The organism is Gordonia sp. DT30 (assembly GCF_049844915.1).
Lineage (GTDB): Bacteria > Actinomycetota > Actinomycetes > Mycobacteriales > Mycobacteriaceae > Gordonia.
Genome location: NZ_JBNCLY010000007.1, coordinates 168,872 through 191,154, shown reverse-complemented (window position 1 = coordinate 191,154; position 22,283 = coordinate 168,872). Strand labels below are relative to the sequence as shown.

Genomic DNA, 22,283 nt, shown 5'->3' with positions numbered 1-22,283 from the left:
AAAGGGCGTGGGGGTCGGTCTGATGGACAAACATCTGGTGGCGTTTCTGCTGTTGGACGTCGCGGTGGTGATCGTGGCGGCGCGTATCGGCGGACGCATCGCGCAGGCGTGCCGGCAGCCGGCGGTGGTCGGGGAGATCGCGGCGGGCATCGCCCTGGGCCCCAGCCTGCTCGGCCTGCTCCCGGGCAATCCGACCGAGGTGCTGTTTCCCACCGAGGTCCGACCGCTGCTGGAAGCCCTCGCCCAGATCGGGCTCGTCCTGTTCATGTTCATCGTCGGCCTCGAACTCGACATGCGGTTGATCGCCGGCCGGGAGCGCTCCGCGGCAACCATCTCGGTGTGCTCGATCGTGCTGCCGTTCGCACTCGGTGCCGGGCTCGCCGTGGCGCTCTACCCATCCCACGAGGTGGTCGGTGGGCAACGGATCGGCCTGCTGGGTATGACCCTGTTCCTCGGTATCGCCATGTCGATCACCGCCTTTCCGGTGCTCGCCCGCATCCTCACCGATCGCGGGATGCAACGCACGCCGCCCGGCGTGTTCAGCCTGGCCGCGGCCGCTGTCGACGACATCATCGCCTGGACCGCATTGGCTTTCGTGATCGCCGTGATCCAGGGTGGCAGTCCGCTCGCGGTCGCGCGGATCATCGGGCTGACCGCGGTCTACGTCGCGGTGATGTTTCTCGTGGTGCGCCCGCTGCTTCGTAAGCTGCTGGCCTGGCGCGAGCGTACCGGTCGCATGACTCCCGACGTGCTCGCCGTGGTCCTGATCGGGCTGTTGCTGTCGGCTGCGGCCACCGATGTCATCGGCATTCACCAGATCTTCGGTGCCTTCGTGTTCGGCGCGATCATGCCCAAGGCCGGCGGCGAGACCCTCACCCGGGAGATCCTCGAACGCCTCGAGCAGGTCAGTGTGCTGCTGTTGCTGCCGATGTTCTTCGTGATCACCGGCCTCGCCGTGAACCTCGCCGGAATCGGGTCGAACGGCTGGTGGCAGTTACCTGCGATCCTCGTGGTCGCGATCGTCGGCAAGTTCGCCGGCGCCTTCGCCGGTGCCCGGCTCTCGAAGATCCCGTCGCGGCAGGCGTCGGCGATCGGGGTGCTGATGAACACGCGCGGTCTCACCGAGCTGGTGATCCTCACCGCCGGTAAGGAACTCGGCGTCCTGTCCGACGAACTGTTCGCGATGATGGTGGTGATGGCGTTGGTCACCACCATCCTCACCGAACCGCTGCTTCGGCTGGTCTACCCGGACTCGGTGGTGGCGCGCGACATCGCCGCCGCCGAGCGTCGTGCATTGGCCGTCGGTACGGCAGCGCGCACGATGATCGTGGTCGCCGACCTCGATGCGGACGTGGAGGAACTACTCGGCCGGCACCGACGTGCCTTCGCCGCCGGCGCCGGGACCGACGTGGTCATCGCGGGCGTGCTGCCGAGTGCGCCGCGTTCGGAACGACTGGAACTCGGCGTGCCGCTGGTGCCGGACCTGTCGGCGATGGCGTCGGCGGTCGAGAAGCTCACCGACCTGGGTAGTCGGCTTGCCGGCGTCGGGTCGGTCTCGGTGTTGTGCCGCTTCGGAATCGACCCGCCCGCCGACCTCGAACAGATGGCCGCCAACGCGGCCGTCGACGTCGTCGTCATCGACACACGGTGCCGGGAGATGGCCGCAGCGATCACCAGCGCGCCGGTCCTCGTCGTCGACGAAGCGCCCGCTCCCGGCGTCGTGCCCGGCGTCGTGCCCGGCGCCGCGCCGCTGGTATGCGCCTGTACCGACAGCAGATCGGGCCGTACCGCGGTGTTCCTGTCGGCCGCTCTGGCGCAGCCGAGCGGTGCCGCGCTGACGGTGGTCACTGCCTCGTCACGCCGTCGGCTGGCCGCGGATCTCGCTCCGTTGGCCGAACTCGGTGTGCAGGTTACGGTTTCGACGCACTCCGACCTTCTGACGAATCCGGGGACACTGCTCCTCGTGCCCGCCGGGGCACAGTCCGTGACCGCACCGGCCGCCTACACGGTCATCGACCACACCGGCACGAGCGAGCAATCGTTGTCCGAGCGGATCGGCATCCGCTTCGCGGCTGATCGCGCGCAGATCGCCGCGGCACCGACCACGCCCACCGCACCTACCCCGGTGGGGTCCACATCGACGGCGCCCGCATCTTTCGCGTCGACACCCACTGCGTCTCCGGAGAGGCACTGACATGGCCACACTCGACGTTCCACAAGAGCTGGCGGACTTCACCGTCCTGCACCGACTGGGCGAGGGCGGCAACGGCACCTTCTACCTCGCGGTGCCGCCGCAGCGCCTCGGCCTCGACACCGACCGGGTCGTGCTGAAGGTGTTCAGCGGGGTATGCAGCGACGACGCCTACCGTCGTGGCGTGCGGGAACTGCGTGCCTTCGCCGCGGTGCGCTCGCCCTATCTGGCGTCCCTGTACGACGCAGTTCTGCAGGGACAGTTCATGTATGCGATGGAGTACTTTCCGCTCGGTTCGTTGCAGACGCCCACCGGATCGCTCTCGCGGGCGGCGGCGCTGGCCGCGGTCGCCGACGCCGCGCGGGGGGTGGACGCACTACACGAGGCGGGAATCGCGCACGCCAACATCACGCCGTCGAGTGTCATGCTCGCCGGTGGTGACAAGCCGAATGTGCACGGCGGCAAGATCTCCGACCTGGGGCTGGCCCGCGTGCTGGCCGCTGATGAACCGATCACGAGCTTCGCCCAGCCCGGCGCCGTCGCCTATATGGACCCGGCGTTGCTCGCCGGCGATGTGCCGTCGCGGGCCACCGACATCTGGTCGCTCGGTGCGGTGCTGCATCGGGCGCTGACCGGTCAGGGCGTGTACGGGGCGGTGCCCGACACGCAGCCGCTGCTGGCCATCCGTGCGGCGCTGTCGAACCCGCCTGCGTTGTCGGAGAATCTCAGTCGCGACGAACGTGCTCTGATCGCCAATTGCCTTGCGCTCTCCGGCGAACGTCCGGCCACGGCGGGTCAGGTCGCCGAGCGCATCGATCGGCTCGCGCCCTAGCGAGCCGGGGCCGGCCTCGGCAGCTCAGCTACCGAACGGTGCGTTGCGCCACCATTCGTCGAGTACCTGTTGACCGGTGTGGCCTGCCCAGGTGGCGACGACGGTGTACGGCGCGCGGGCGGCGTCGGCGAATGTGGTGACCACCCAACCGTTGGCAACGGCGTCGGCCGAGACCGCCACCGACCCCTCCGACCAGATGCGCGGGGTGCCCGGCTGATTGCCGAGTGCATCGAGTACGACGGCCCTCGACTGCGGTGTCGGGGTGTGCGTCACCGTGTAGTGCACCCCTGACTGGGCCGAACAGGTGATCGCGTCGAGTCCGTTGTCGGCGGACGTGGTGCAGTCCGCATCCCCCCAGCCCTGCGCCCCGGGGCCGGCAGGCAGGAGGGCGGAGAACTGTTGCGCGATGGGTTCGGTTGCCGCGGGCCAGGTTCCGGTGTTCGGGCGATTCAGGTAGGCGAGCACGCCGGCGATCACACCGACCAGCGCGAGCACGGTTGCGAGCGAGACCAGGATCGTCGTCTTGCGGTGATCACTCGCGCGTGGGCGGGCGACGGGTGCGGGCGCGCGGTTGCCCACGAGCTGGGTGGCGGTGTCCGGGTTGCCGGCGGGGGCGAACACCCGACCCCCGGTGCCGGGGGCCGCGAAGCGTGGATCGGAGAAGCGGGGATCGGAAACAACCGAGGTCGGCGTGTGCCGGGGTCCGCTCGGTGCTGTGTTATGCGCTGCCACACCGGGATTCGACGAGTTTCCGGAGGTGATGAGGGCGGTGCGCATGCCCGCCGACAGCGGTGACGCCGGGGGCGGGTTCAGGCCGATCGCCACCGCGGCGGCATAACAGAACTCTGCGCATGTGCGGTACCGCTGATCGGGCTCCTTGGCGAGGGCGATCGCGAGCACGGAGTCGAGGCCGGCAGGCAATGACCGCACACGTTCGCGCACCGACGGCGGAGCGTCGTGCAGGTGTGCGCTCATCGCGGCCAGGCGATTGTCACGTGGGAAAGGTGGTGCCCCGGTGAGTAATTCGACAAAGGTGCACGCCAGTGCATAGATGTCGGCACGGCCGTCGAGCTCGTAGCCGTGGAGTTGTTCGGGCGAGGCGTAGGGCACCGACGCCACCGTCAGACCGGTGTCGGTGAGGTGCATGGCGTCGTCGACGGCGCGCGCGATGCCGAAGTCGGTCAGCATGATGGCACCGGTGGTGCCGTCGTCGTCGGATTCGATCAGGATGTTGGCCGGTTTGACATCGCGGTGCACCATGCCGCGCCGATGCGCGTGGTCGAGACCGGTACCGATCTCGCTGATGATGTGGACCGCGAAGGCCGGGTCGACGCCGGCCGGCCGGCCGCGGATCAGTGCCGAGGCGTCGTAGCCGCGAACATAACGCATCGCGATCCACAGCTGGCCGTCGTCGACGCCCCGGTCGTACACCGACACGATGTTGCGGTGCTCGAGGCTGCCGGCGAGGTCGGCCTCGCGTTCGAAGCGCGCCCGGAAACTGGGATCGCTGGAGAACGACGGATTGAGGAGCTTCAAGACGTCGAGGCGCGGCAGGCGTGGATGTGCGGCGACGTAGACGGTGCCCATGCCGCCGTGTCCGAGCACATGATCGATGCGGTAGCCGGCGAACACGGTTTCGGGGCGGAGCTGGCCGAGGTTCGGTGGCGCCTGCGGATGGGTGGTGGCGGGGCCGGAAGGGGTGTCCGCGTCATCGCCCTGCGTCACGTTTTCGCTCCCGTTGCGCTCCTGAGCCATTGCGGTACGAGTGTAGCCGGTGAACATCGCCCGTCGCGGGGGCGTGCACTGTTCAACCGACCAGTGCCGGGCCCGTGCTGAACAGGAAGACGACGAACAGTGCCAGCAGGAACCAGGCCGCGCCTTGCCACACCTGCCAGCGTCCCCCGGCGCGCCACACGGTGAAGGTCCGCCACAGCGCCCCGAGCCCGCCGACCCCGACGACCAGGGGAGCGGCGATCACCAGCACCGTGCGCAGTCCATCGGCGGAGAGCAGGGCTACGACGAGGGTGGCGATTCCGAGAGCGATGACCACCGCCCCGTAGGTCACCGCCTGACGTATCGGTGGCGGTTCGCCGGGCTCAGGCGGTGGATGCTCGTCGGGGCTCATGAGTGGTGCCGATCAGATCCTCGGTGGTGTACGACACGGTTGTTCCCGACTCTACACATCGCATCGAAACCGCGGATGTTCAGGACTTTCTTCTCATTACCCACCAGTCAAGCTCGTGGCAGGATGAGAGGTGAAAGGTTGTCCACGGATGTTCGCGACAAGGAGATGACACAAAAATGAGCGCAATTCTCGTCGGCGTCGACGGGTCGGAGGCGTCGGCCACTGCAGTCAAGTGGGCCGCGGCCGCGGCGAATCTCGAGGGGCATGAACTCAAACTGGTCGGTGTCTATGACGCGAGCACGAGCGACTACGCGCCCGGCCTGATCATCCCGCAGGACGTCATCGACGCGATCCGCCAGGACGCCACCGATGCCGTGCATGCGGCCGCCACGCTCGCGGAGCAGACCGCGCCCGGCGTGCCGGTGCACGCCTCGATCGTCGACGGCGACGCCGCGCGCGTACTGCTCGAACTCGGCAAGGACGAGGCCGCGATCGTGCTCGGTACCCGCGGCCTGGGCAGCATCAAGGGACTGTTCCTCGGCTCGGTGAGCGTCACGGTGGCGGCCCACTCGCACGGCCGCGTCGTCGTGGTGTGCGGGCCGTCGGAACCCACCGCGCCGGTCGTGGTCGGCATCGATGATTCGCCGGTCAGCGACAGTGCCATCAAAGAGGCGTTCCGGCAGGCGTCGCTGCGCAACACCCGGCTCATCGCCGTGCACACGTGGACCCCGCTCGACGCCGATGCACTGCACGGCTACGGCATCGAGCCCGGCGAAGTGGACCGGATGTCGGAGGACGCCGTGGCCGCGGTCGCCGAGCGGCTGGCCGGGTTCCGCCAGGAGTACCCCGATGTGGAGGTGGTGCGCGAGGTGCTGCCCGAGGAGCCGGCGAAGGCCGTATTGGCTGCCGCGGAGAAATATGATGCCGGACTCGTCGTCGTCGGCAGCCGTGGCCGCGGCGGATTCCGGGGGCTGCTGCTGGGCTCGACCAGCCAGAAGATCTTGCATCAGGCGCACCTGCCGGTCATGGTCGTCCGCAGCTGATCTCCAGAGCCGGTTCGTATGGGACTCAAGAAGATCGAGCTCTCGGTCGGGGAGCTCGCCCTGCGGGCCGGGATCGCCCCGTCTGCGGTGCGGTACTACGAGGAACAGGGTCTGATCTTCGCCCGCCGCACCGCAGGCAACCAGCGTCGCTATCATCGCGCGATGCTGCGCCGGGTCGCCTTCATCAAGGCCTCGCAGACGGCGGGAATCCCGCTCGCGGTGATCGCCGAGGTGCTCGCCGAACTCGGCGACACCGAATCGCCGTCGACGGCGATGTGGGAGGCGGCGTCGACCCGGTGGATCGACGACCTCGATCACCGCATCGCGTTGCTGGTGAAGATGCGCGACATGATCGGCTCGTGTGTGGGCTGTGGCTGTCTGTCGCTGAGCGCCTGCCATCTGCTCAACCCCGGCGACGAACTCAACCGGCAGGGCCCCGGACCGCGCCGGCTGCTCGAGGACTAGCACGTCGCCGTCGGATCGGCCGCGCCACCGGCCATGGCCGGGCCGGAAAACTGCGCCACTAGGCTGAGCCCATGGCCGATCTGCCGAACGCCGTCACCCACCGATGAGGCAGATCCCCCGCGGATTATGGGTGCTGCTGAGTGCGAATGTGGTGATCGCGCTCGGGTTCGGCCTGATCGCCCCCGCCCTGCCGAGCTTCGCGCGGAGCTTCGACGTCGGATACACCGCGGTGTCGGCGGTCGTGTCGGCGTTCGCGGTGATGCGGTTGCTTTTCGCACCGGCCACCGGCCGCCTCGTCACGGTCCTCGGGGAGCGCCGGATCTACCTCGGCGGCCTGCTGATCGTCGCCGCGAGCACACTTGCGTGCGCCTTCGCCCAGAGCTATGTGCAGTTGCTCATCTTCCGGGGGCTCGGCGGCATCGGGTCGACGATGTTCACCGTCTCCGCGATGGCGTTGCTGATCAGACTGTCGCCCAACGAGATCCGTGGGCGCGTCGCCGGGGCGTTCTCGGCCGGCTTCCTGCTGGGCAACATCACCGGGCCGCTGGTGGGTGCCGCGCTGCTGGGGTTCGGGCTGCGGATGCCGTTCGTGGTGTACGCCGTCGCGCTGCTGATCGCGTCGCTGGTGGTGGCGACCCAACTACGCGGGTACGGTGCCCCACCGGCCACCGAGGCCGGTGCCGGCCATGGCGTGATGTCGTTGCGGACGGCGCTGCGCGACAACACTTACCGTGCCATCCTCGCGTCCAACTTCACCCAGGGCTGGGCGTCGACAGGGGTGCGGGTGGCTGTCGTGCCGTTGTTCATCACCGACGGGCTCGGCCAGCGCCCGGCGATGGCCGGGATAGTGCTCGCGGTGTATGCGGTCGGCAACGTCATCGCGATCCTGATCGCCGGCCGTTTCTCCGACAGATACGGCAGGCGCCCGGTCATGCTGCCGGGCCTGGTGATCATGGCGGTGGCCACCGCGCTGCTCGGGTTCTCGCCGAATGTGGCCGTGGCGCTGGCATTGTCGGTGGTTGCCGGGGTCGGCTCCGGATTGTTTGCGCCGACCCACCAGGCCGCGCTCGCCGACGTGCTTGGTACCCGGCAGCAGGGCGGGTCGGCACTGGCCGCCTACGGGATGTCGTCGGACCTCGGAGCCATCGGCGGTCCGGTGATCGTCGGATATGTGGCCGACGCCGTCGGGTTCGGCCCGGCGTTTGTGCTCACCGCGGCGGTCGCCGCCGTCGCCGTCGTGCTGTGGCTGTTCGCGCGGGAGACCGCACCGGACGTGGTCGGCGCACCGGCCAAGCTCTCCGATCCGGAATCGCCGGCGCCACCGGACTAACGTTGACCCCATGGCGACAGCTGACCCCATGGCGACCGGACCGGCACGCCCGGCGCCCGCAGCCCGCACCGGAACCGAATCACCGGCCCTGGGGTGCACCACCGAGGTGGGGCGGCTGCGCACGGTGATGCTGCACCGTCCGGGACCGGAACTGGCACGCCTGTCCGCGGCGAACAGCGCCGAATACCTCTTCGGCCGGGCGCCCGACCTGGTGCGTGCGCGCGAGCAACACGACGCCTTCGCCGGCGCACTGCGCGAGCGCGGGGTGGAGGTGTTGCTGCTCGGCGATCTGCTGGTGGAGGCGATCGAACACAGCGGGGCCGCCCGCATCCAGGGGATCACCGCGGCGGTGAGCGTGCGGCGCCTCGGGCCGCACCTCGGCGCAGAACTCGGCAAATATCTGCGCACGCTGCCTGCGGCCGATCTGGCGTGCATCCTCACCGCCGGAATCACCTTCGGCGAGCTCCCCGACATCTCGGTGTCGACCTCGTCGTCGCTCGTCCGCCAGATGCATCACGGCGACGATTTCGCGATCGATCCGCTGCCCAACCTGATCTACAGCCGCGACAGCTCGTTCTGGATCCGGTCGCGATTCGCGATTTCCTCACTGGCGCGGCGGGCGCGCGCACGCGAGGCCTCACTCGTCGACCTGATCTACGCCCACCACCCGAGATTCTTGGGCGCCCGACGCGCCTATGAATCCCGGGTGGCGCCGGTCGAGGGCGGTGATGTGTTGCTGCTCGCCCCCGGGGTGGTCGCGGTCGGGGTGGGGGAGCGCACCACCCCGGCCGGCGCCGAGGCGCTCGCCCACAGTCTCTTCGCCGACGACCTCGCCCACACGGTGCTGGCCATCCCGATGCACCGCTCCGGGGTGTTCATGCACCTGGGAACGATGTGCACCATGGTCGACACCGATGCCATGGTCGTCCATCCTGCGATGGCAGATGACATGTCCGCCTTCACTGTTCACGACGACGGAGCAGGTGGGGTGGCGGTGTCGCCGGCCCGGCCGTTCGCCGAGGCTGCCGCGGCGGCGATGGGTCGCGAGCGCATCCGGTTTCTCGACCCCGGCATCGCCGTGGGCGTGACCGACAACGGCGAATGGAACGACAGCAGCAACACCCTCGCCATCGCCCCCGGCGTCGTCGTGTCGTATCGGCACAATTCCGACACCAACCGGCGCCTGGGCGATTCGGGGATCGAGGTCATCGAGATCGATGCCAGCGAACTCGACGCCGGGCGGGGCGGCCCGCGCTGTATGGCCTGCCCGCTGGCCCGCGACGAGGTCTGAGCACCCGATGAGCACCGATCCGAGAACCCCGATCGACCTCGCCGGCCTGCTCTCGATCGACCCCGAGAGCGCGCGGCCACCGTTCGAGCAGATCCGGCTCGGCGTCATCGATCTGATCGGAACCGGACGGCTGCTCGTGGGAGCGCGGATCCCGACGGTGCGGGCCCTGGCCGCCGATCTGCACCTGGCGCCCAACACGGTCGCCCGCAGCTATCGCGAACTCGAGGCGGCCGGGGTCATCGAGACCCGCGGGCGACATGGATCCTTCATCAAGGCCGGGCCCGATGCGACCCTCGCGGCTGCGCAAAACGCGACCATCGAACACCTGAAACGGCTGCGGGAGTTCGGTTTCGACGACGATGCGATCCTTGGCCTGATGCTCCGGGCATTGGGCCGGAGTTGAATCTCACCTTGTCCGGACACGATCCGCGTCCGCCGGTCCTCAGCCCCAGCTCGGCAGCCAGATCTCCTGGCGCCACATCGTCGGCGAGATGGGCGAGGCGGTCAGGATGGGCCACAGCCAGACGAAGTTGGCGACCACCAGCCCGACGTAGATCGCCACCACGATGACCGCGAGCATCTGCCGTTCGGGTCTGGCGCCCGGGACCGCCCGTCTCGATCCGCGCAGGATGTCGCCGCAACACAGGGCCAGCCCCATTGCCAGGAACGGCGCGAGGGCCGTCGCGTAGAAGAAGTACATCTGGCGGTCGAGTTCGATGAACCAGGGGAGGTAGCCCGCGGCGTAGGCGCTGACCACCGCGGCGTAGCGCCAGTCGCGCCGCACGAACCACGACCACAGGCCCCACAGCAACATCGGCGCCGCCAGCCACCACATGGCGGGTGAACCGATCAGCATCTGCGCACGTACACATTCCCCGCCACCGCACTGATCGGGGCCGTTTTCCATCGCGTACAGCATCGGCCGCAGACTCATCGGCCACGTCCACGGCTTGGACTCCCACGGGTGGTGATTGCCCGCCGAATTGGTCAGATGCTGGTGGAAACTCAGGACCCCGGCCTCGTAGTACCAGAGGGAGCGCCACGCCCCCGGCAGCCACGACCAGGGGCCGTCGGTGCCGATGGTGTTGCCGACCTGATAGCGATATACCGACGTCTCGCTGGAGAACCAGGGGATGAAGGTGGCCAGATAGATGATCACCGGCATGACTGCCAGGCTCAAGCCCGACGGCACCACATCCCGGCGCAACGTGCCCAGCCACGGACGTTGCACGTGGTAGGCGCGCCGCGCGGCGACGTCGAAGCCCACCGAGAGCAGCACGAAGAACACCACGTAGTAGATGCCAGACCACTTTGTGCCGCAGGTCAGCCCGAGCATCACCCCGGCAGTGAAGCGGTACCAACGAAAGCCCAGACGTGGGCCGTACACAGAGTCGTTGATCCGGCCCTCGAGATACACCTTGTGCATGCGGGCCCGCACCTGGTCGCGGTCGGCGATCAGGGCGGTGAAGGTGGCGACGACGAACAGGGCCTGAAAGATGTCGAGCATGCCCAGCCGCGACTGGACGACGAGCACCCCGTCGCAGATGGCGAAGACGCCGGCGATCGCACCGATCAGCGTGGACCGGGTCATCCGCCGGACGGCGAGATAGATCATCACCACGATCGCGATCCCCGACAACGCCGAGATCACCCGCCAGCCGAGTGGCGTGTAGCCGAACATGGACTCGCCGATCGCGAGCATCCACTTGCCGACCGGCGGATGCACCACCAGCCCGTAGGCGGGGTTGTCCTCGATCCAGTTGCCGCCGGTCAGCACCTGCCAGCCCTGCGGCACGTAGTGCTTCTCGTCGAAGATGGGGGTGCCGTCATCGGTCGGCGAACTCAGCGACCAGAACCGGGTGATGGTGGCCGCCAGCGTGATGACCAGCCCGACGATCAGTCCCCGGACCCGGTCGGGCGCACCGAAGAGTGGGGCGGGGATCTGCGGACCGGCGGTCGGAGCCGTCGGATGTGCCGACGCGGTGATCTCGGCGCTGTGGTGTCGGTCGCGCAGGGCGACGTCGCCGGCAGTGAGGGTCACGGGACCGATCGTAATGGTCGGGTGCCCGGCGGCGTGGGAGCCGTACGCTTGCGGGCATGACTTCGACGCTGCCGACGGGCGCGCTGGTCCTCGCGGCCACACCGATGGGCCGCTACGACGACGCCTCCCCGCGACTCGTCGAGGCCCTGCGGAGTGCCGACATCGTCGCCGCCGAGGACACCCGTCGCGCCCGCGCACTGGCCGCCGGCCTCGACGTGACCATGACCGGCGAACTCATCAGCTATTACGACCAGGTCGAGGCGGCCCGGACACCGCGCCTCGTCGAGGCCATCACCGGTGGCGCGACGGTGCTGCTCATCACCGACGCGGGGATGCCCTCGGTAAGTGATCCCGGATATCGCATCGTGGTGGCGTGCGCCGATGCTGGATTGCCGGTCACCGCACTGCCCGGGCCGTCGGCGGTGACCACCGCGCTGGCCGTGTCGGGGATGCCGTCGGAACGCTTTTGTTTCGAGGGCTTCGCGCCGCGCAAATCGGGTGCGCGCCGCGACTGGCTGGCATCGCTGCGGGACGAGCCGCGGACCGCGGTGTTCTTCGAATCGCCCCATCGGCTCGCCGACACCCTGGCCGACGCGGTCGAGGTGCTCGGCCCACAGCGCCGGGTGGCGGTGTGCCGCGAACTGACGAAAACCTACGAGGAGGTGCGCCGCGGGTCGTTGGCCGAACTCGCCGAGTGGGCGTCGAACGGGGTGCGCGGCGAGATCACCGTGGTGCTCTCCGGGGCGCTGCCCGTCGAACCCGAACTCGACGACCTCGTCGCGCGTGCGGCCGCACTCGCCGACGGCGGCATGCGATTGAAGCAAGCCTGCGCCGAGGTCGTCAAGGGCACCATCGCCTCGCGCCGCGAGGTCTACGAGGCGGTGCTCGCCGCGCGCAGGTGAGGGTCCGTGGATCGGCACAGCTGCGGGGCTTCGGAAATATAGCGTGCGGCTATGGCGACGGTCGAGCCGATTATTGTCGTGATCGTCGCTATAGATGCAGGTTATATTCGCTTGTCGCTCAGAGTTTGTCGCTCAGGGGTGGTGGATCGGCGTCGAAGCCACTCGTTGCGCAATTCTGTCGGACCCCCTTCGTAGAATGGAGACAGTTCCACACGCGGATCGGGGGGAGGTGAGCGGTGATGATCACTCGAGAATTGTTCTGCTATACCGATTCCGAGGCCGACCTGTCGGCGATCGACGGTCTGTCGTCCACTGATGTCACCGCGGCCACCCGCGAGATCCAGACCTTGCAATATCAGAATGCCGCACGGACGGTGTTCCTCGCAGATCGGCTGGCGGCGGCCGTCCTCGACGAGTTGTCGTTCGCCGACCGGCTCGGACACCCGCATATCGACCAGTTGGCCGACAAGGCCATCGTCGGTGAAGTGTCGGTGCGCCTGGGTATCTCACGCACCCAAGCCCGTTCCTGGTTGTTCCTGGCGAGCGCACTCCGCGTCTTCCCGGCACTACTCGACGCCTTCATGGCCGGGCGGTTCGCCATCCGCCGCACCCAGATCATCGTCGAGGAACTCTCGGTGCTGCCCGACCGCACCGACGACGAGCAGCAGATCCGTGACCACGCCGAACGCCTCGCGATCGCCATGGCCGACGGTCCGGTGCACGATTCGGTACTCCGCGAACGCCTCGCCGAGATGGTGATCGCGTTGGCCCCCGAGTTCGCCGCCGCCGGGCGCCGCGACCATGCCCGAGATCGCCAGCACGTCACCGTACGCAAAGACGCCAACGGCCACGCCCAGCTCAACGCCAACGTGCCCGCCGAGGTCGGAGTGCACCTGCGACAACGTATTTCGGCACTCATCGAGGAACGGCTGTGCGCCGACGACCGACGCCCGGCAGGCGTCCGCCAGGTGGATGCACTCCGGGAGATCCAGGGGATGCCCGGCTACCGGCTCGCATGCAAATGTGGACGCGAGGGCTGCGCAGGCAGAATCCCCGAGCCGATGCCCGAGTGGATGAACGACCTCCACGATGACGACCTCCCCGATGAGCCCCGAGCCGAATCCGAACCTGCCGAATCCGAATCCGCTGGCCCCGAGCCCGTTCCGTCAGAAACCGCTGTGGGCGAACAGACCGCGCTGACCGTGATCACCGACCCCACCGGCCGGCATGCGCCGCGTCTGCAGGGGTTCGGCGCGATCGACCCCGCGCACGCCGTCGACCTGATCGGCTCCGGCGCCGCCACGGCGATCGGCGGCCCCACCTTCGCATATCCGAGTGGCAGCAGTGATTCGCTCGACGAGTACCTCTGGGCGCTCGGCGAGGATCTCGCCACCTGGCAGCGGGCCGCTCTGGTCGCCGACCATGGGTTGGCGCCGCCGGTCGACTCCACCGGCCATGGCGGCGAGAGTCTGCCGCCACCCGGAGCACTCCGATACCGGCCGTCTCGCCGGATGATCGAGAAGATCGTCGCCCTCGACCGCATCTGTCGTTATCCGGGGTGCGGAAAACCGGCCGCCGACTGCGAGATCGACCACGTGGTCAAATTCCGCAACGCCGACCCCGAAAACGGTGGCTGGACCGTGGAATTCAACCTGGCCGCGTTGTGCACACCGGACCACCACCGCAAACACATGGGCCTGTGGATACCCACCATGCGCGCCGATCGCACCATCACCTGGCGGAGTCCGCACACCGGCGAGACCGTCGTCACCTATCCCGGGTGAGCGCGCGGGCTCCGACGATGCTGGCGGCCTTGTCGAGACACTCTTGCCATTCGCGTTCGGGGATCGAGTCGATGGTGATGCCGCCGCCGACGCCGAGTTCGAGTCGGCCGGCGGGGGAGATCTCGACCGTGCGGATGGCGACACTGAGATCGAGGAGACCGTCCGGGCCCGCCAAACCCACTGCGCCGCAATATGCTCCGCGCGGATGTGCCTCCCACTCCTCGAGCAGTGCGGCGGCCCGGATCTTCGGGGTCCCGGTGACCGACGCCGGCGGCCACGTGGCGTCGAGCAGTCGGGTATTGAGTAGATCCGGCCCGACGATGGCCTGCACGGTCGACACCAGATGCCACACCCCGGGCGCCGCGACGACCTCGAGTAGGTCGGTGACGCGCACCGACCCGGTGACCGCGACGCGGCCGAGATCGTTGCGGACCAGGTCGACGATCATCACGTTCTCGGCAATGTCTTTGGTCGACGCCGACAACAGGCCCGGGTCGGCGTCGGCGGGGATCGTGCCCTTGATCGGAGACGACGTCACGATGTTGCCGGTCCGGCGCAGGAAGCTCTCCGGCGAAAAGCTCGTCATCGCACCCCAATCGCCCTGCAGAAAAGCAGATTTCGCGGGCCGGGTGGTGGCGGCCACGTCGTGATAGAAGTCGATCGGGTCGCCGTCGAGCCGACCGGTGAACCGGGTGCAGACACACGCCTGATAGATCTCGCCGGCCCGGATGGCGTCCAGGCACTTCTCGATCGCCGCGAGATGGTGGTCGTGGTCCGGTGCAACCCACGTCGTGGCCCACGCCGCCCCGGTCGGCAGCGTCGCCGAAGCTCCCGCGACGGCGTCGACGACCCACCCCGGTGGCGCCGACCCGTCGACGGACACGGTGTCCCACCGGCCCTCTCGCAGCACCAACAGATGAGCGGTGACCCCGCCCGCACCCGGCGGGAGCATCGCCGCGGTCGCTCGTGGACCGCCGAAACCGCAGTAGCCCAGCCAGAATCGGTCGGCGCCGGCGTCCGGGGTCAGCCCGGCGCGGATCTCGATCGAGGGCGCGATCACCGCGTCGGCACCCCACCAGTCGCCGATCAGCGCCGCCGGTGGCGGCAACCCGTGCCGACGGGTGTGGGCGTAGAGCGCGCGCAGCACGTCGAGCGCGGTCGCGGTCATCCCGCTCGGTCAGGCTTCGTAGCGCGGGAAAACCGGTGTGGGCTTGGGTAGCTCGGTGCCCGGCACCAGGCGCTGCGTCACGGCGGCGAAGTCGCGTTGCGCGCCGACGCCGAGCAGATCGAGCAGCTTTCCGCACGACGTCGGCAGCACCGGCTGGGCCAGCAGCGCCACCACGCGAACCACCTCGGCGCACACGTAGAGCACGGTGCCGGTGCGGTCGAGGTCGGTCTTGGCCAACTTCCACGGCTCCTGGGCAGAGATGTAGCGGTTGGTGTCGGCCAGCGTCGACCACAGGGTCTCGAGCCCGAGGTGGATGGCCTGCGCGTCGAAGTGTGCGCGCACCTTCGGCAGCAGTTCGGTGGTCGCGGTGAGGAGTCGCTGATCGTCATCGGTGAAATCGCCCGGGGCGGGGACGGTTCCGTTGAAGTTCTTTCCGACCATCGACAGGGTCCGCTGCGCCAGATTGCCGAATTCGTTGGCGAGATCGGCATTGATCCGGGAGACGATCGCCTCGGCCGAATACGAACCGTCCTGCCCGTAGGAGACCTCGCGCAGGAAGAAGTAGCGCACCGGGTCGAGCCCGAACTCGTCGATGAGGTTCTCGGGGTCGACGACGTTGCCCACCGACTTGCTCATCTTCTCGCCCTTGTTGAACAAGAACCCATGGGCGAACACACGTTTGGGCAGCGGAATCCCGGCGCTCAGCAGGAACGCCGGCCAGTAGACACAGTGGAACCGGATGATGTCCTTGCCGATGACATGCAGATCGGCGGGCCAGTACCGCTCGAAAGTTGCTGTGTCGTCCGGGAATCCCACCCCGGTCAGGTAGTTGGTGAGGGCATCGACCCAGACGTACATCACGTGATCGGGATGGCCGGGGACCGGGACACCCCAGTCGAACGTCGTGCGCGACACCGACAGATCGGTCAGGCCGCCCTTGACGAAGCTGATCACCTCGTTGCGGCGCACATCGGGTCCGACGAACTCCGGGTGGTTCTCATAGAGGTCGAGCAGCTTGTCCTGATAGGCCGAGAGCCGGAAGAAGAAGCTCTGCTCCTCGGTCCAGGTGACCACGTGGCCGGTGTCGGTGGCCACCCGCTCGCCCGCCTCGTTCACCTCGGTGTCGGCGGCGGCGTAGAACATCTCGTCGCGGATGTCGTACCAGCCCGAGTAGGTGTCGAGGTAGATGTCGCCGGCCGCGGTCATCCGTTCCCAGATCGCGGCCGAGGCGCGCTGGTGGTCCTCGTCGGAGGTCCGGATGAAGCGGTCGTAGCTGGAGCCGAGCCGATCCTGCGTGGCCTGGAAGCGATCCGAATTGCGGATGGCGAGCTCCGCGGTGGGGATGCCCTCCTTCTCCGCGGTCTGCTGCATCTTCTGCCCGTGTACGTCGGTGCCGGTGAGGAACCGGACGTCGAACCCGTCGAGCCGCTTGAAGCGCGCGAGGGCGTCGGCGGAGATGTACTCGTAGGCGTGCCCGATGTGCGGTGCGCCGTTGGGATAGGCGATCGCGGTGGTGATGTAGTACGGGTGGCCTGCGCCGTATGACGCGGTGGCATCCGAAGCGGGGGTGTCGGTGCTGGTCAGATCACTGGGCATAGTGGCTGCCAGGATACGTGGCGTCGCGCGGTCGGGCACCGGCGCACCTGCCACGGCCCCGGCGTGGATCCACGACGGCCGCCCACCTTGCGTCGGGGCGGATACGCTGTCCGCATGGTGATGGCCGATCGTCCCGAAGTCCAGACCGCATCCGGGCCGTTGACGGCGCTGACCCTGGTCGGGCTCGCCGACAACATGCTCAACGGCCTGGCGCGCGTGCCGTTCCGGCGCTTCTGGCAGGGGCCCGGCGGTCTCCTCGACAACGTCGGACAATCCGTCACCAGGCAGGCCGTGCGCTCGTTCATGGGCTACATCGTCGGGCTGCCGATCGAGGAGTTCCGCTCGATGGAGAAGGTTCTCGACGAGCTCTGCCGGGTGGTCATCCCGCCGTTCATCCACCTCACCGACGACGTCGAGGTCACCGATGACGAGATCGGTGGCGTGCCCGGATTGTGGCTGCGGTCGCGGGCGAGTTCGGACGACGCCGTCGACGACGCGTCGGACAAGAAGACGATCGACGGCACCATTCTGTATCTGCACGGCGGCGGCTACATCGGGACGACACCGATGATGTACTCCGCGTTCGCCGCGTCGCTGTGTAGCGGCACCGGTTGCGAGGTGTTCATCGCCGACTATCGGATGGCGCCGGAATTCCCCTTCCCGGCCGGTGTGCACGACGCCGCCGACGTCTACCGGGGTCTGCTCGAGCGCGGCGTCGACGCCGACCACCTGGTGATCGCCGGGGATTCCGGTGGCGGCGGACTTGCCACCTCGCTTGTCGGCTACCTGGGCAACAACGACTTGCCGCGGCCGGCGGCGCTCGCCTTGTTCTCGCCGGAGGTCGACCTCGACCTCGACTATCCCTCGGTCACCGAGAACGCCACGACCGACATCCTGCCGTGGAATGTGCCGGTCACTCCCTACCTGCATGGGGTTTCACCCGACGACGTCCGGGTCTCGATGGTCAATGCCGAGCCCGATCCGGCATGGTTTCCGCCGACCTTCGTCACCTGGGGAGGCGACGAGATGTTTCGCGACCCGATCCGTGCCTTCGTGGCGTCCCTGGGTAAGGCCGACATCGAGGTGACGTCGCTGGAGGAGCGGGGCATGTTCCACGTCTTCCCGATCCTGATGCCGTGGGCGGAGAGTTCGCACGAGGTCTACCGCGAACTCGATGCCTTCATCGACCGCCACGTCACGCCCGACCCGGACGCCGAGCCCACGCACTGAACCGTCCCCGCCCGGATCGGGCGAACCGGGCCGGCCGGCGCCGACGACGGCCGCCTAGGCTGGACGTATGGTGATGGCCGATCGTCCCGAGGTCCAGACGGCGTCCGGGCCGGTGAGTGTGCTGGCGGTGACCGGGCTGGCCGAGAGCCTGCTCAACGGATTGGCCCGGGTGCCGTTCCAGAAACCGTTCAGCGGGCCCGGCGGACTCCTCGACAACCTGGGCCAGACGGTGACCCGCCAGACCATCCGCTCGTTCATGGGCTATTCGATGGGATTGCCGATCGAGGAGTTCCGCTCGGTGGAGAAGCTTCTCGACGACGTCTGCACGCTCGTGCTGCCGCCGGTCGTCGGACTCGCGGGCAAGGTCGAGATCATCGAGGACGAGATCGGTGGGGTGGGCGGCATCTGGTGCCGGGCCAAGGACAGCACCGACTCGTACGTCGAGGACAGCGATGAGAAGAAGGCCATCGAGGGAACGGTCCTGTACCTGCACGGCGGCGGATACATCGGCACCACGCCGATGATGTACGCAGCGTTCGCGGCCGCCCTCGTGCGCCTGTCCGGATGCGAGATCTTCATCGCCGACTATCGCATGGCCCCCGAATTCCCGTTCCCGGCAGGCGTTCTCGATGCCGCCGAGGTGTATCGCGGACTGCTCGAGCGGGGCGTCGACCCGCACCATCTGATCGTCGCCGGCGACTCCGGCGGCGGCGGGCTGGCCACCTCGCTGATCACCCACCTGCGTGATCACGACCTGCCCAAACCGGCCGCGATGGCGCTGTTCTCACCGGAGATCGATCTCGACCTCGATCAGGATTCGATCGTGAACAACGCGCAGCACGACATCCTGCCGTGGAGCATCCCCGTTGCTCCCTACCTGCGTGGGGTGCAACCCAACGACGACCGGGTCTCGGTCGTGCACGGTACGCCCGATCCCGACTGGTTCCCACCGACATTCGTGTGCTGGGGCGGGGCGGAGATGTTCCGCGACGGCATCCGCCAGTTCGTCGAGAATCTGCGCGCCGCGGGAGTGCCGGTGAGTGCGATGGAGGAGCGCGGCATGTTCCACGTCTTCCCGATCCTCATGCCGTGGGCGGAATCGTCCAAGCGGGTGCTTCGCGAACTCGGAGAGCTCGCCAAACTCTACGTCGTTCCCGATCCGCAAGCCGCACAGACGCATTGACCGTCAGACCTGACGGCGGTACGGCTCGCAGCCGGGCGGCGCCTTCGGTGGCTCCCGCCATGGGATCTCCTTGATCGGCATGGTGACCGGGGTGTTCTCGGTGAGGACGAACTTCTCGCCGTGGTGGGCCAGATCGATCTCGGGTCCCGACAGCAGCCGGTAGGTGGCCGAGGTCTTGTCGATGGCGACCACCAGCTTCGAGTCGCGCACGATCATGCGGAACGACAGGTAGTCCAGCCGCGACGGCAGGCGGGGCGCGAAGGTGATGTTGCCGCCGAAGTCGCGCATGCCGCCGAATCCGGCGACGCAGTCCATCCACGCCCCGGACAGTGCGGCGATGTGCAGGCCGCTGGCCACGTTGTTGTGCAGGTCGTGCAGGTCGGTGAACACCGATTCGACGAGCAGGTCGTAGGACAGATCGGGGTAGCCGACCTCGGCGGCGGTGATCGCCTCGCAGCATGCCGACAGCGACGAGTCGCGGACCGTCAACGGGTAGTAGTAGTCGAAGTTCCGCAGCTTCTGTTCCGGAGTGAAGCTTTCGCCGAACATGTACATTGCGAACACCAGGTCCGCCTGTTTGACGACCTGCTTGCGATACAGCTCGTAGTACGGATAGTTGAGCAGCAGCGGGTACTTGCCGATCGACGCCTCGAAGTCCCATGCGCCCAGCAGGGTGAACGCCTCGCACTGCTGGTGCACCCCGAGTGCCTCGTCGTAGGGCAGCACCATGTCGTCGGCGCACGACTCCCAGTGTGCCGTCTCGGCATTGGTGACGCCGAGCTCCCGCGCCACATCCGGCCGCCGGTGCACCGCGGAGATCGCGTCCCGAAGGTTCTGCTGGGCAGCAAGATTGGTGAAGACGTTGTTGTTCACCACGGCGGTGTACTCGTCGGGGCCGGTGACGCCGTCGATGCGGAAGTGTCCGTTCACATCATGGTGTCCGAGCCCGGCGAACAATCGGGCGGTCTCGACGAGGAGCTCGACACCGCACTCGGTTTCGAACTCTTCGTCATGGGTGGCCCGCAGATAGCGGCCGGTGGCGTTGGCGATGTCGGCGCTGACATGGACGCCCGCGGTGCCCGCAGGCCAATACCCCGAGCATTCGTCGCCGTTGATCGAGCGCCACGGGAACATCGCCCCGCGCTGGGCGAGTTCGGCCGCCCGCGCCTTGGCCTTGTCCATGGTGGCGTGCCGCCAGCGCAACTCCTCGCCGGCCGCCGCGGGCGCCGTGTAGGTGAGCATCGGCAGGATGAAACTCTCGGTGTCCCAGAAGGTGTGGCCGTCATAACCGGGGCCGGTGAGGCCCTTGGCCGGGATGGCCCGGGACTGGCCGCGCGCGCCGGCCTGCAGCACGTGGAACAAGGCGAACCGCATGGCTTGCTGCAGTTCGGGATCACCGTCGAGCTCGACGTCGGCGTCGCGCCAGAAGTCCTCGAGGTAGGCGACCTGGTCGGCCTTCAACGAATCCCAGCCGGTTTCCATCGCCATGGCCAGCGCGGCGTCGACCTGGGCCCGCAGCGCCGGCACCGAGCGACGGGCCGACCAGCCGTATCCGATGTACTTGGTCAGGCTCAGGCGGGTGCCCTCGGGTACGTTCGCGGCCACCGTCAGGCGTGCGAGATCTCCGTCGGCGCGGATGAATGTGTCTGCGCGGTCCGGGAATTCGATCTGGTGATCCATTCCGGCGGCCACATGCAGGCCGGACTTCTTGGTGTGGTGGACGAGGATGCCCCAATAGTTGCGGCAGGTGGCCAGATCCGAGACCAACGGCTGATCCAGCGCCGCGGCCAGCCGTGGATCGTTACCCGGCGTCGGGATCGGCTCATTGGCAAGCAGATCCGACTGCAGTACCAGTTTCATGTCCTCGCCGACCGGCTCCACCTCGTAGTGGATCGCGACGATGGTGCGTTTGGTGAACGAGACCAGTCGCTCGGATTTGATGCGGACCGTGCGCCCAGTGGGGGAGGTCCACAAGGTGTTGCGCCGCAGCGTGCCGGTACGGAAGTCGAGCACCCGCTCGTGTTCGACGGTGCGCCCGTAGCGCAGGTCCATCGGCTCGTCCTCGACGAGCAGACGGATGATCTTTCCGTCGGTCACGTTGACGACCGTCTGCCCGGATTCGGGGTAGCCGTAACCACTTTCGGCGTAGGGCAGCCCGCGCTGCTCGTAAAAGCCGTTCAGGTAGGTGCCCGGGTGATCGACGGGCTCGCCCTCCTCGAAGGTGCCGCGCAGCCCGATATGTCCGTTGGACAGGGCGAACAGCGTCTCGGTCCGGCCGAGCATGTCGACGTCGAGTCCCCGCCAGCGCAACTGCCACGGGTTGACGTCGAATCCGAAGACGTTCTCACTGGTGCTCATGTGGTCAGCAATTCCTCGAGATCGTTGACGACGATGGACGCTCCGGCTGCGGTCATCGATGCGGCTTGGGTGCCGCCGACCCGGTCGATGCCGACGACGTAGCCGAAGTGGCCGGCGACGCCGGCCTGTACTCCCGAGATCGCATCCTCGACGACGGCGGCGGCTGCCGGTTCGACGCCCATGCGTTGCGCGCCGAGAAGATACGAATCGGGTGCGGGTTTGCCGCGCAGTCCCGCGGCCGCGGTTTCGAGTCCGTCGACACGTACCTCGACGAACGTGGACAAGCCGGCCGCATCGAGTACTGCGGCACCGTTCTTCGACGAGGTCACCACCGCGATCCGCAATCCCGCCTCTTGCGCGGCCTGTAGGTAGCGCACCGAACCAGGGTAGGGACTGACCTCGCCGCGTTCGAGTTCGGTGAGGAACATCTCGTTCTTGCCGCCGCCGATGGTCTCGACGGTGTGCGCGTCGACGTCGTCGATTCCGCGGGCGGTGAGGAAGGCGCGCACGCCGTCATCACGTGGACGACCGTCGACGTAGTCGAGGTAGTCCTGCTCGGTGAACGGCGTGAAGTCCTCGCCCACCTGCTCGCGCAGGTAGGCATCGAACGCGGTCTTCCACGCCTTGCGATGAAGGACGGCAGTACTCGTGAGGACCCCGTCGAGGTCAAAGAGGCCGACGGTGACCGAATCTGGCAAACCCAACACGATTGGCAACGCTACCCGTCGGCGACGCATGGGGCTC

The 22,283-nt window shown here is 68.0% G+C and carries 18 protein-coding genes; 11 read left to right on the top strand and 7 right to left on the bottom strand.

Going from position 1 to position 22,283, the window contains the following annotated elements; all coding sequences use genetic code 11:
• Positions 1 to 22: 22 nt before the first annotated feature.
• Both ACLQ3C_RS09625 and ACLQ3C_RS09620 read left to right on the top strand, forming a co-directional pair.
• Entirely contained in the window at positions 23 to 2,194 is a 2,172-nt protein-coding gene (locus ACLQ3C_RS09625; protein ID WP_425704845.1) for a cation:proton antiporter, read from the top strand.
• A gap of 1 nt (position 2,195) precedes the next feature.
• Positions 2,196 to 3,023 (top strand): protein kinase domain-containing protein, encoded by an 828-nt coding sequence (locus ACLQ3C_RS09620; RefSeq protein WP_425704826.1) that lies wholly within the window; start codon positions 2,196 to 2,198, stop codon positions 3,021 to 3,023.
• A gap of 24 nt (positions 3,024 to 3,047) precedes the next feature.
• On the opposite strand, the gene ACLQ3C_RS09615 is transcribed toward ACLQ3C_RS09620, so the two are convergent.
• Both ACLQ3C_RS09615 and ACLQ3C_RS09610 read right to left on the bottom strand, forming a co-directional pair.
• The gene (locus tag ACLQ3C_RS09615) at positions 3,048 to 4,778 is read right to left on the bottom strand and encodes a protein kinase domain-containing protein (RefSeq protein WP_425704825.1); all 1,731 of its coding nucleotides are present in this window, start codon (positions 4,776 to 4,778) and stop codon (positions 3,048 to 3,050) included.
• Between the two features lie 52 nt (positions 4,779 to 4,830).
• Complete coding sequence (locus ACLQ3C_RS09610) at positions 4,831 to 5,148, bottom strand: hypothetical protein (RefSeq protein ID WP_425704824.1); 318 nt, start codon at positions 5,146 to 5,148, stop codon at positions 4,831 to 4,833.
• A 176-nt stretch (positions 5,149 to 5,324) separates the two neighbouring features.
• On the opposite strand from ACLQ3C_RS09610, the gene ACLQ3C_RS09605 reads away from it, so the two are divergent.
• From ACLQ3C_RS09605 to ACLQ3C_RS09585, 5 genes are all read left to right on the top strand, one after another.
• Positions 5,325 to 6,191: a universal stress protein gene (locus ACLQ3C_RS09605; protein WP_425704823.1), complete on the top strand. Its 867-nt coding sequence runs from the start codon at positions 5,325 to 5,327 to the stop codon at positions 6,189 to 6,191.
• An 18-nt stretch (positions 6,192 to 6,209) separates the two neighbouring features.
• Positions 6,210 to 6,656, top strand: coding sequence for a redox-sensitive transcriptional activator SoxR (gene soxR, locus ACLQ3C_RS09600; RefSeq protein WP_425704822.1), 447 nt, complete (start codon positions 6,210 to 6,212; stop codon positions 6,654 to 6,656).
• 103 nt (positions 6,657 to 6,759) lie between these two features.
• The gene (locus ACLQ3C_RS09595; protein ID WP_425704821.1) at positions 6,760 to 7,986 is read left to right on the top strand and encodes an MFS transporter; all 1,227 of its coding nucleotides are present in this window, start codon (positions 6,760 to 6,762) and stop codon (positions 7,984 to 7,986) included.
• A 28-nt stretch (positions 7,987 to 8,014) separates the two neighbouring features.
• Positions 8,015 to 9,277 (top strand): arginine deiminase, encoded by a 1,263-nt coding sequence (locus tag ACLQ3C_RS09590; RefSeq protein ID WP_425704844.1) that lies wholly within the window; start codon positions 8,015 to 8,017, stop codon positions 9,275 to 9,277.
• A 7-nt stretch (positions 9,278 to 9,284) separates the two neighbouring features.
• Positions 9,285 to 9,680 carry a GntR family transcriptional regulator gene (locus ACLQ3C_RS09585; protein ID WP_425704820.1) on the top strand — a complete coding sequence of 132 codons (396 nt, stop codon included), beginning with the start codon at positions 9,285 to 9,287 and terminating at the stop codon, positions 9,678 to 9,680.
• A gap of 39 nt (positions 9,681 to 9,719) precedes the next feature.
• On the opposite strand, the gene ACLQ3C_RS09580 is transcribed toward ACLQ3C_RS09585, so the two are convergent.
• Positions 9,720 to 11,264, bottom strand: a complete 1,545-nt coding sequence (locus ACLQ3C_RS09580; RefSeq protein WP_425704843.1) for a dolichyl-phosphate-mannose--protein mannosyltransferase — start codon at positions 11,262 to 11,264, stop codon at positions 9,720 to 9,722.
• Positions 11,265 to 11,374: 110 nt separating this feature from the next.
• Between ACLQ3C_RS09580 and rsmI the strand changes: the two genes are divergently transcribed.
• Both rsmI and ACLQ3C_RS09570 read left to right on the top strand, forming a co-directional pair.
• A complete protein-coding gene (gene rsmI / locus ACLQ3C_RS09575) occupies positions 11,375 to 12,220 on the top strand; it encodes a 16S rRNA (cytidine(1402)-2'-O)-methyltransferase (protein ID WP_425704819.1) in 846 nt (281 codons plus the stop codon).
• 239 nt (positions 12,221 to 12,459) lie between these two features.
• The gene (locus ACLQ3C_RS09570; protein ID WP_425704818.1) at positions 12,460 to 14,004 is read left to right on the top strand and encodes a hypothetical protein; all 1,545 of its coding nucleotides are present in this window, start codon (positions 12,460 to 12,462) and stop codon (positions 14,002 to 14,004) included.
• On the opposite strand, the gene ACLQ3C_RS09565 is transcribed toward ACLQ3C_RS09570, so the two are convergent.
• Together ACLQ3C_RS09565 and metG are read right to left on the bottom strand one after the other, a co-directional pair.
• On the bottom strand, positions 13,988 to 15,172 hold the full coding sequence (locus ACLQ3C_RS09565) for an aminodeoxychorismate synthase component I (RefSeq protein ID WP_425704817.1): 1,185 nt from the start codon (positions 15,170 to 15,172) through the stop codon (positions 13,988 to 13,990). The genes ACLQ3C_RS09570 and ACLQ3C_RS09565 overlap by 17 nt on opposite strands.
• A gap of 9 nt (positions 15,173 to 15,181) precedes the next feature.
• A complete protein-coding gene (metG, locus tag ACLQ3C_RS09560; RefSeq protein WP_425704816.1) occupies positions 15,182 to 16,768 on the bottom strand; it encodes a methionine--tRNA ligase in 1,587 nt (528 codons plus the stop codon).
• A 114-nt stretch (positions 16,769 to 16,882) separates the two neighbouring features.
• Between metG and ACLQ3C_RS09555 the strand changes: the two genes are divergently transcribed.
• Both ACLQ3C_RS09555 and ACLQ3C_RS09550 read left to right on the top strand, forming a co-directional pair.
• Complete coding sequence (locus tag ACLQ3C_RS09555) at positions 16,883 to 17,998, top strand: alpha/beta hydrolase (protein WP_425704815.1); 1,116 nt, start codon at positions 16,883 to 16,885, stop codon at positions 17,996 to 17,998.
• Positions 17,999 to 18,065: 67 nt separating this feature from the next.
• Positions 18,066 to 19,181, top strand: a complete 1,116-nt coding sequence (locus tag ACLQ3C_RS09550) for an alpha/beta hydrolase (RefSeq protein WP_425704814.1) — start codon at positions 18,066 to 18,068, stop codon at positions 19,179 to 19,181.
• A 3-nt stretch (positions 19,182 to 19,184) separates the two neighbouring features.
• Here ACLQ3C_RS09550 and ACLQ3C_RS09545 read toward each other — a convergent pair whose 3' ends face one another.
• Positions 19,185 to 21,539: a glycoside hydrolase family 65 protein gene (locus ACLQ3C_RS09545; RefSeq protein WP_425704813.1), complete on the bottom strand. Its 2,355-nt coding sequence runs from the start codon at positions 21,537 to 21,539 to the stop codon at positions 19,185 to 19,187.
• Complete coding sequence (locus tag ACLQ3C_RS09540) at positions 21,536 to 22,276, bottom strand: HAD family hydrolase (protein ID WP_425704812.1); 741 nt, start codon at positions 22,274 to 22,276, stop codon at positions 21,536 to 21,538. Before ACLQ3C_RS09540 ends, ACLQ3C_RS09545 begins: the two co-directional genes overlap by 4 nt.
• Positions 22,277 to 22,283 lie beyond the last annotated feature (7 nt).

Bases quoted from the DNA above. Each gene is read 5' to 3' on its own strand.
- ACLQ3C_RS09620 (WP_425704826.1), top strand. From the start codon at position 2,196: ATGGCCACACTCGACGTTCCACAAGAGCTGGCGGACTTCACCGTCCTG.
- ACLQ3C_RS09545 (WP_425704813.1), bottom strand. From the start codon at position 21,539: ATGAGCACCAGTGAGAACGTCTTCGGATTCGACGTCAACCCGTGGCAG.
- ACLQ3C_RS09540 (WP_425704812.1), bottom strand. From the start codon at position 22,276: ATGCGTCGCCGACGGGTAGCGTTGCCAATCGTGTTGGGTTTGCCAGAT.
- metG (WP_425704816.1), bottom strand. From the start codon at position 16,768: ATGCCCAGTGATCTGACCAGCACCGACACCCCCGCTTCGGATGCCACC.
- ACLQ3C_RS09565 (WP_425704817.1), bottom strand. From the start codon at position 15,172: ATGACCGCGACCGCGCTCGACGTGCTGCGCGCGCTCTACGCCCACACC.
- ACLQ3C_RS09625 (WP_425704845.1), top strand. From the start codon at position 23: ATGGACAAACATCTGGTGGCGTTTCTGCTGTTGGACGTCGCGGTGGTG.
- rsmI (WP_425704819.1), top strand. From the start codon at position 11,375: ATGACTTCGACGCTGCCGACGGGCGCGCTGGTCCTCGCGGCCACACCG.
- ACLQ3C_RS09615 (WP_425704825.1), bottom strand. From the start codon at position 4,778: ATGGCTCAGGAGCGCAACGGGAGCGAAAACGTGACGCAGGGCGATGAC.
- ACLQ3C_RS09595 (WP_425704821.1), top strand. From the start codon at position 6,760: ATGAGGCAGATCCCCCGCGGATTATGGGTGCTGCTGAGTGCGAATGTG.
- ACLQ3C_RS09585 (WP_425704820.1), top strand. From the start codon at position 9,285: ATGAGCACCGATCCGAGAACCCCGATCGACCTCGCCGGCCTGCTCTCG.
- ACLQ3C_RS09555 (WP_425704815.1), top strand. From the start codon at position 16,883: ATGGTGATGGCCGATCGTCCCGAAGTCCAGACCGCATCCGGGCCGTTG.
- ACLQ3C_RS09590 (WP_425704844.1), top strand. From the start codon at position 8,015: ATGGCGACCGGACCGGCACGCCCGGCGCCCGCAGCCCGCACCGGAACC.
- ACLQ3C_RS09550 (WP_425704814.1), top strand. From the start codon at position 18,066: ATGGTGATGGCCGATCGTCCCGAGGTCCAGACGGCGTCCGGGCCGGTG.
- soxR (WP_425704822.1), top strand. From the start codon at position 6,210: ATGGGACTCAAGAAGATCGAGCTCTCGGTCGGGGAGCTCGCCCTGCGG.
- ACLQ3C_RS09570 (WP_425704818.1), top strand. From the start codon at position 12,460: ATGATCACTCGAGAATTGTTCTGCTATACCGATTCCGAGGCCGACCTG.
- ACLQ3C_RS09610 (WP_425704824.1), bottom strand. From the start codon at position 5,148: ATGAGCCCCGACGAGCATCCACCGCCTGAGCCCGGCGAACCGCCACCG.
- ACLQ3C_RS09605 (WP_425704823.1), top strand. From the start codon at position 5,325: ATGAGCGCAATTCTCGTCGGCGTCGACGGGTCGGAGGCGTCGGCCACT.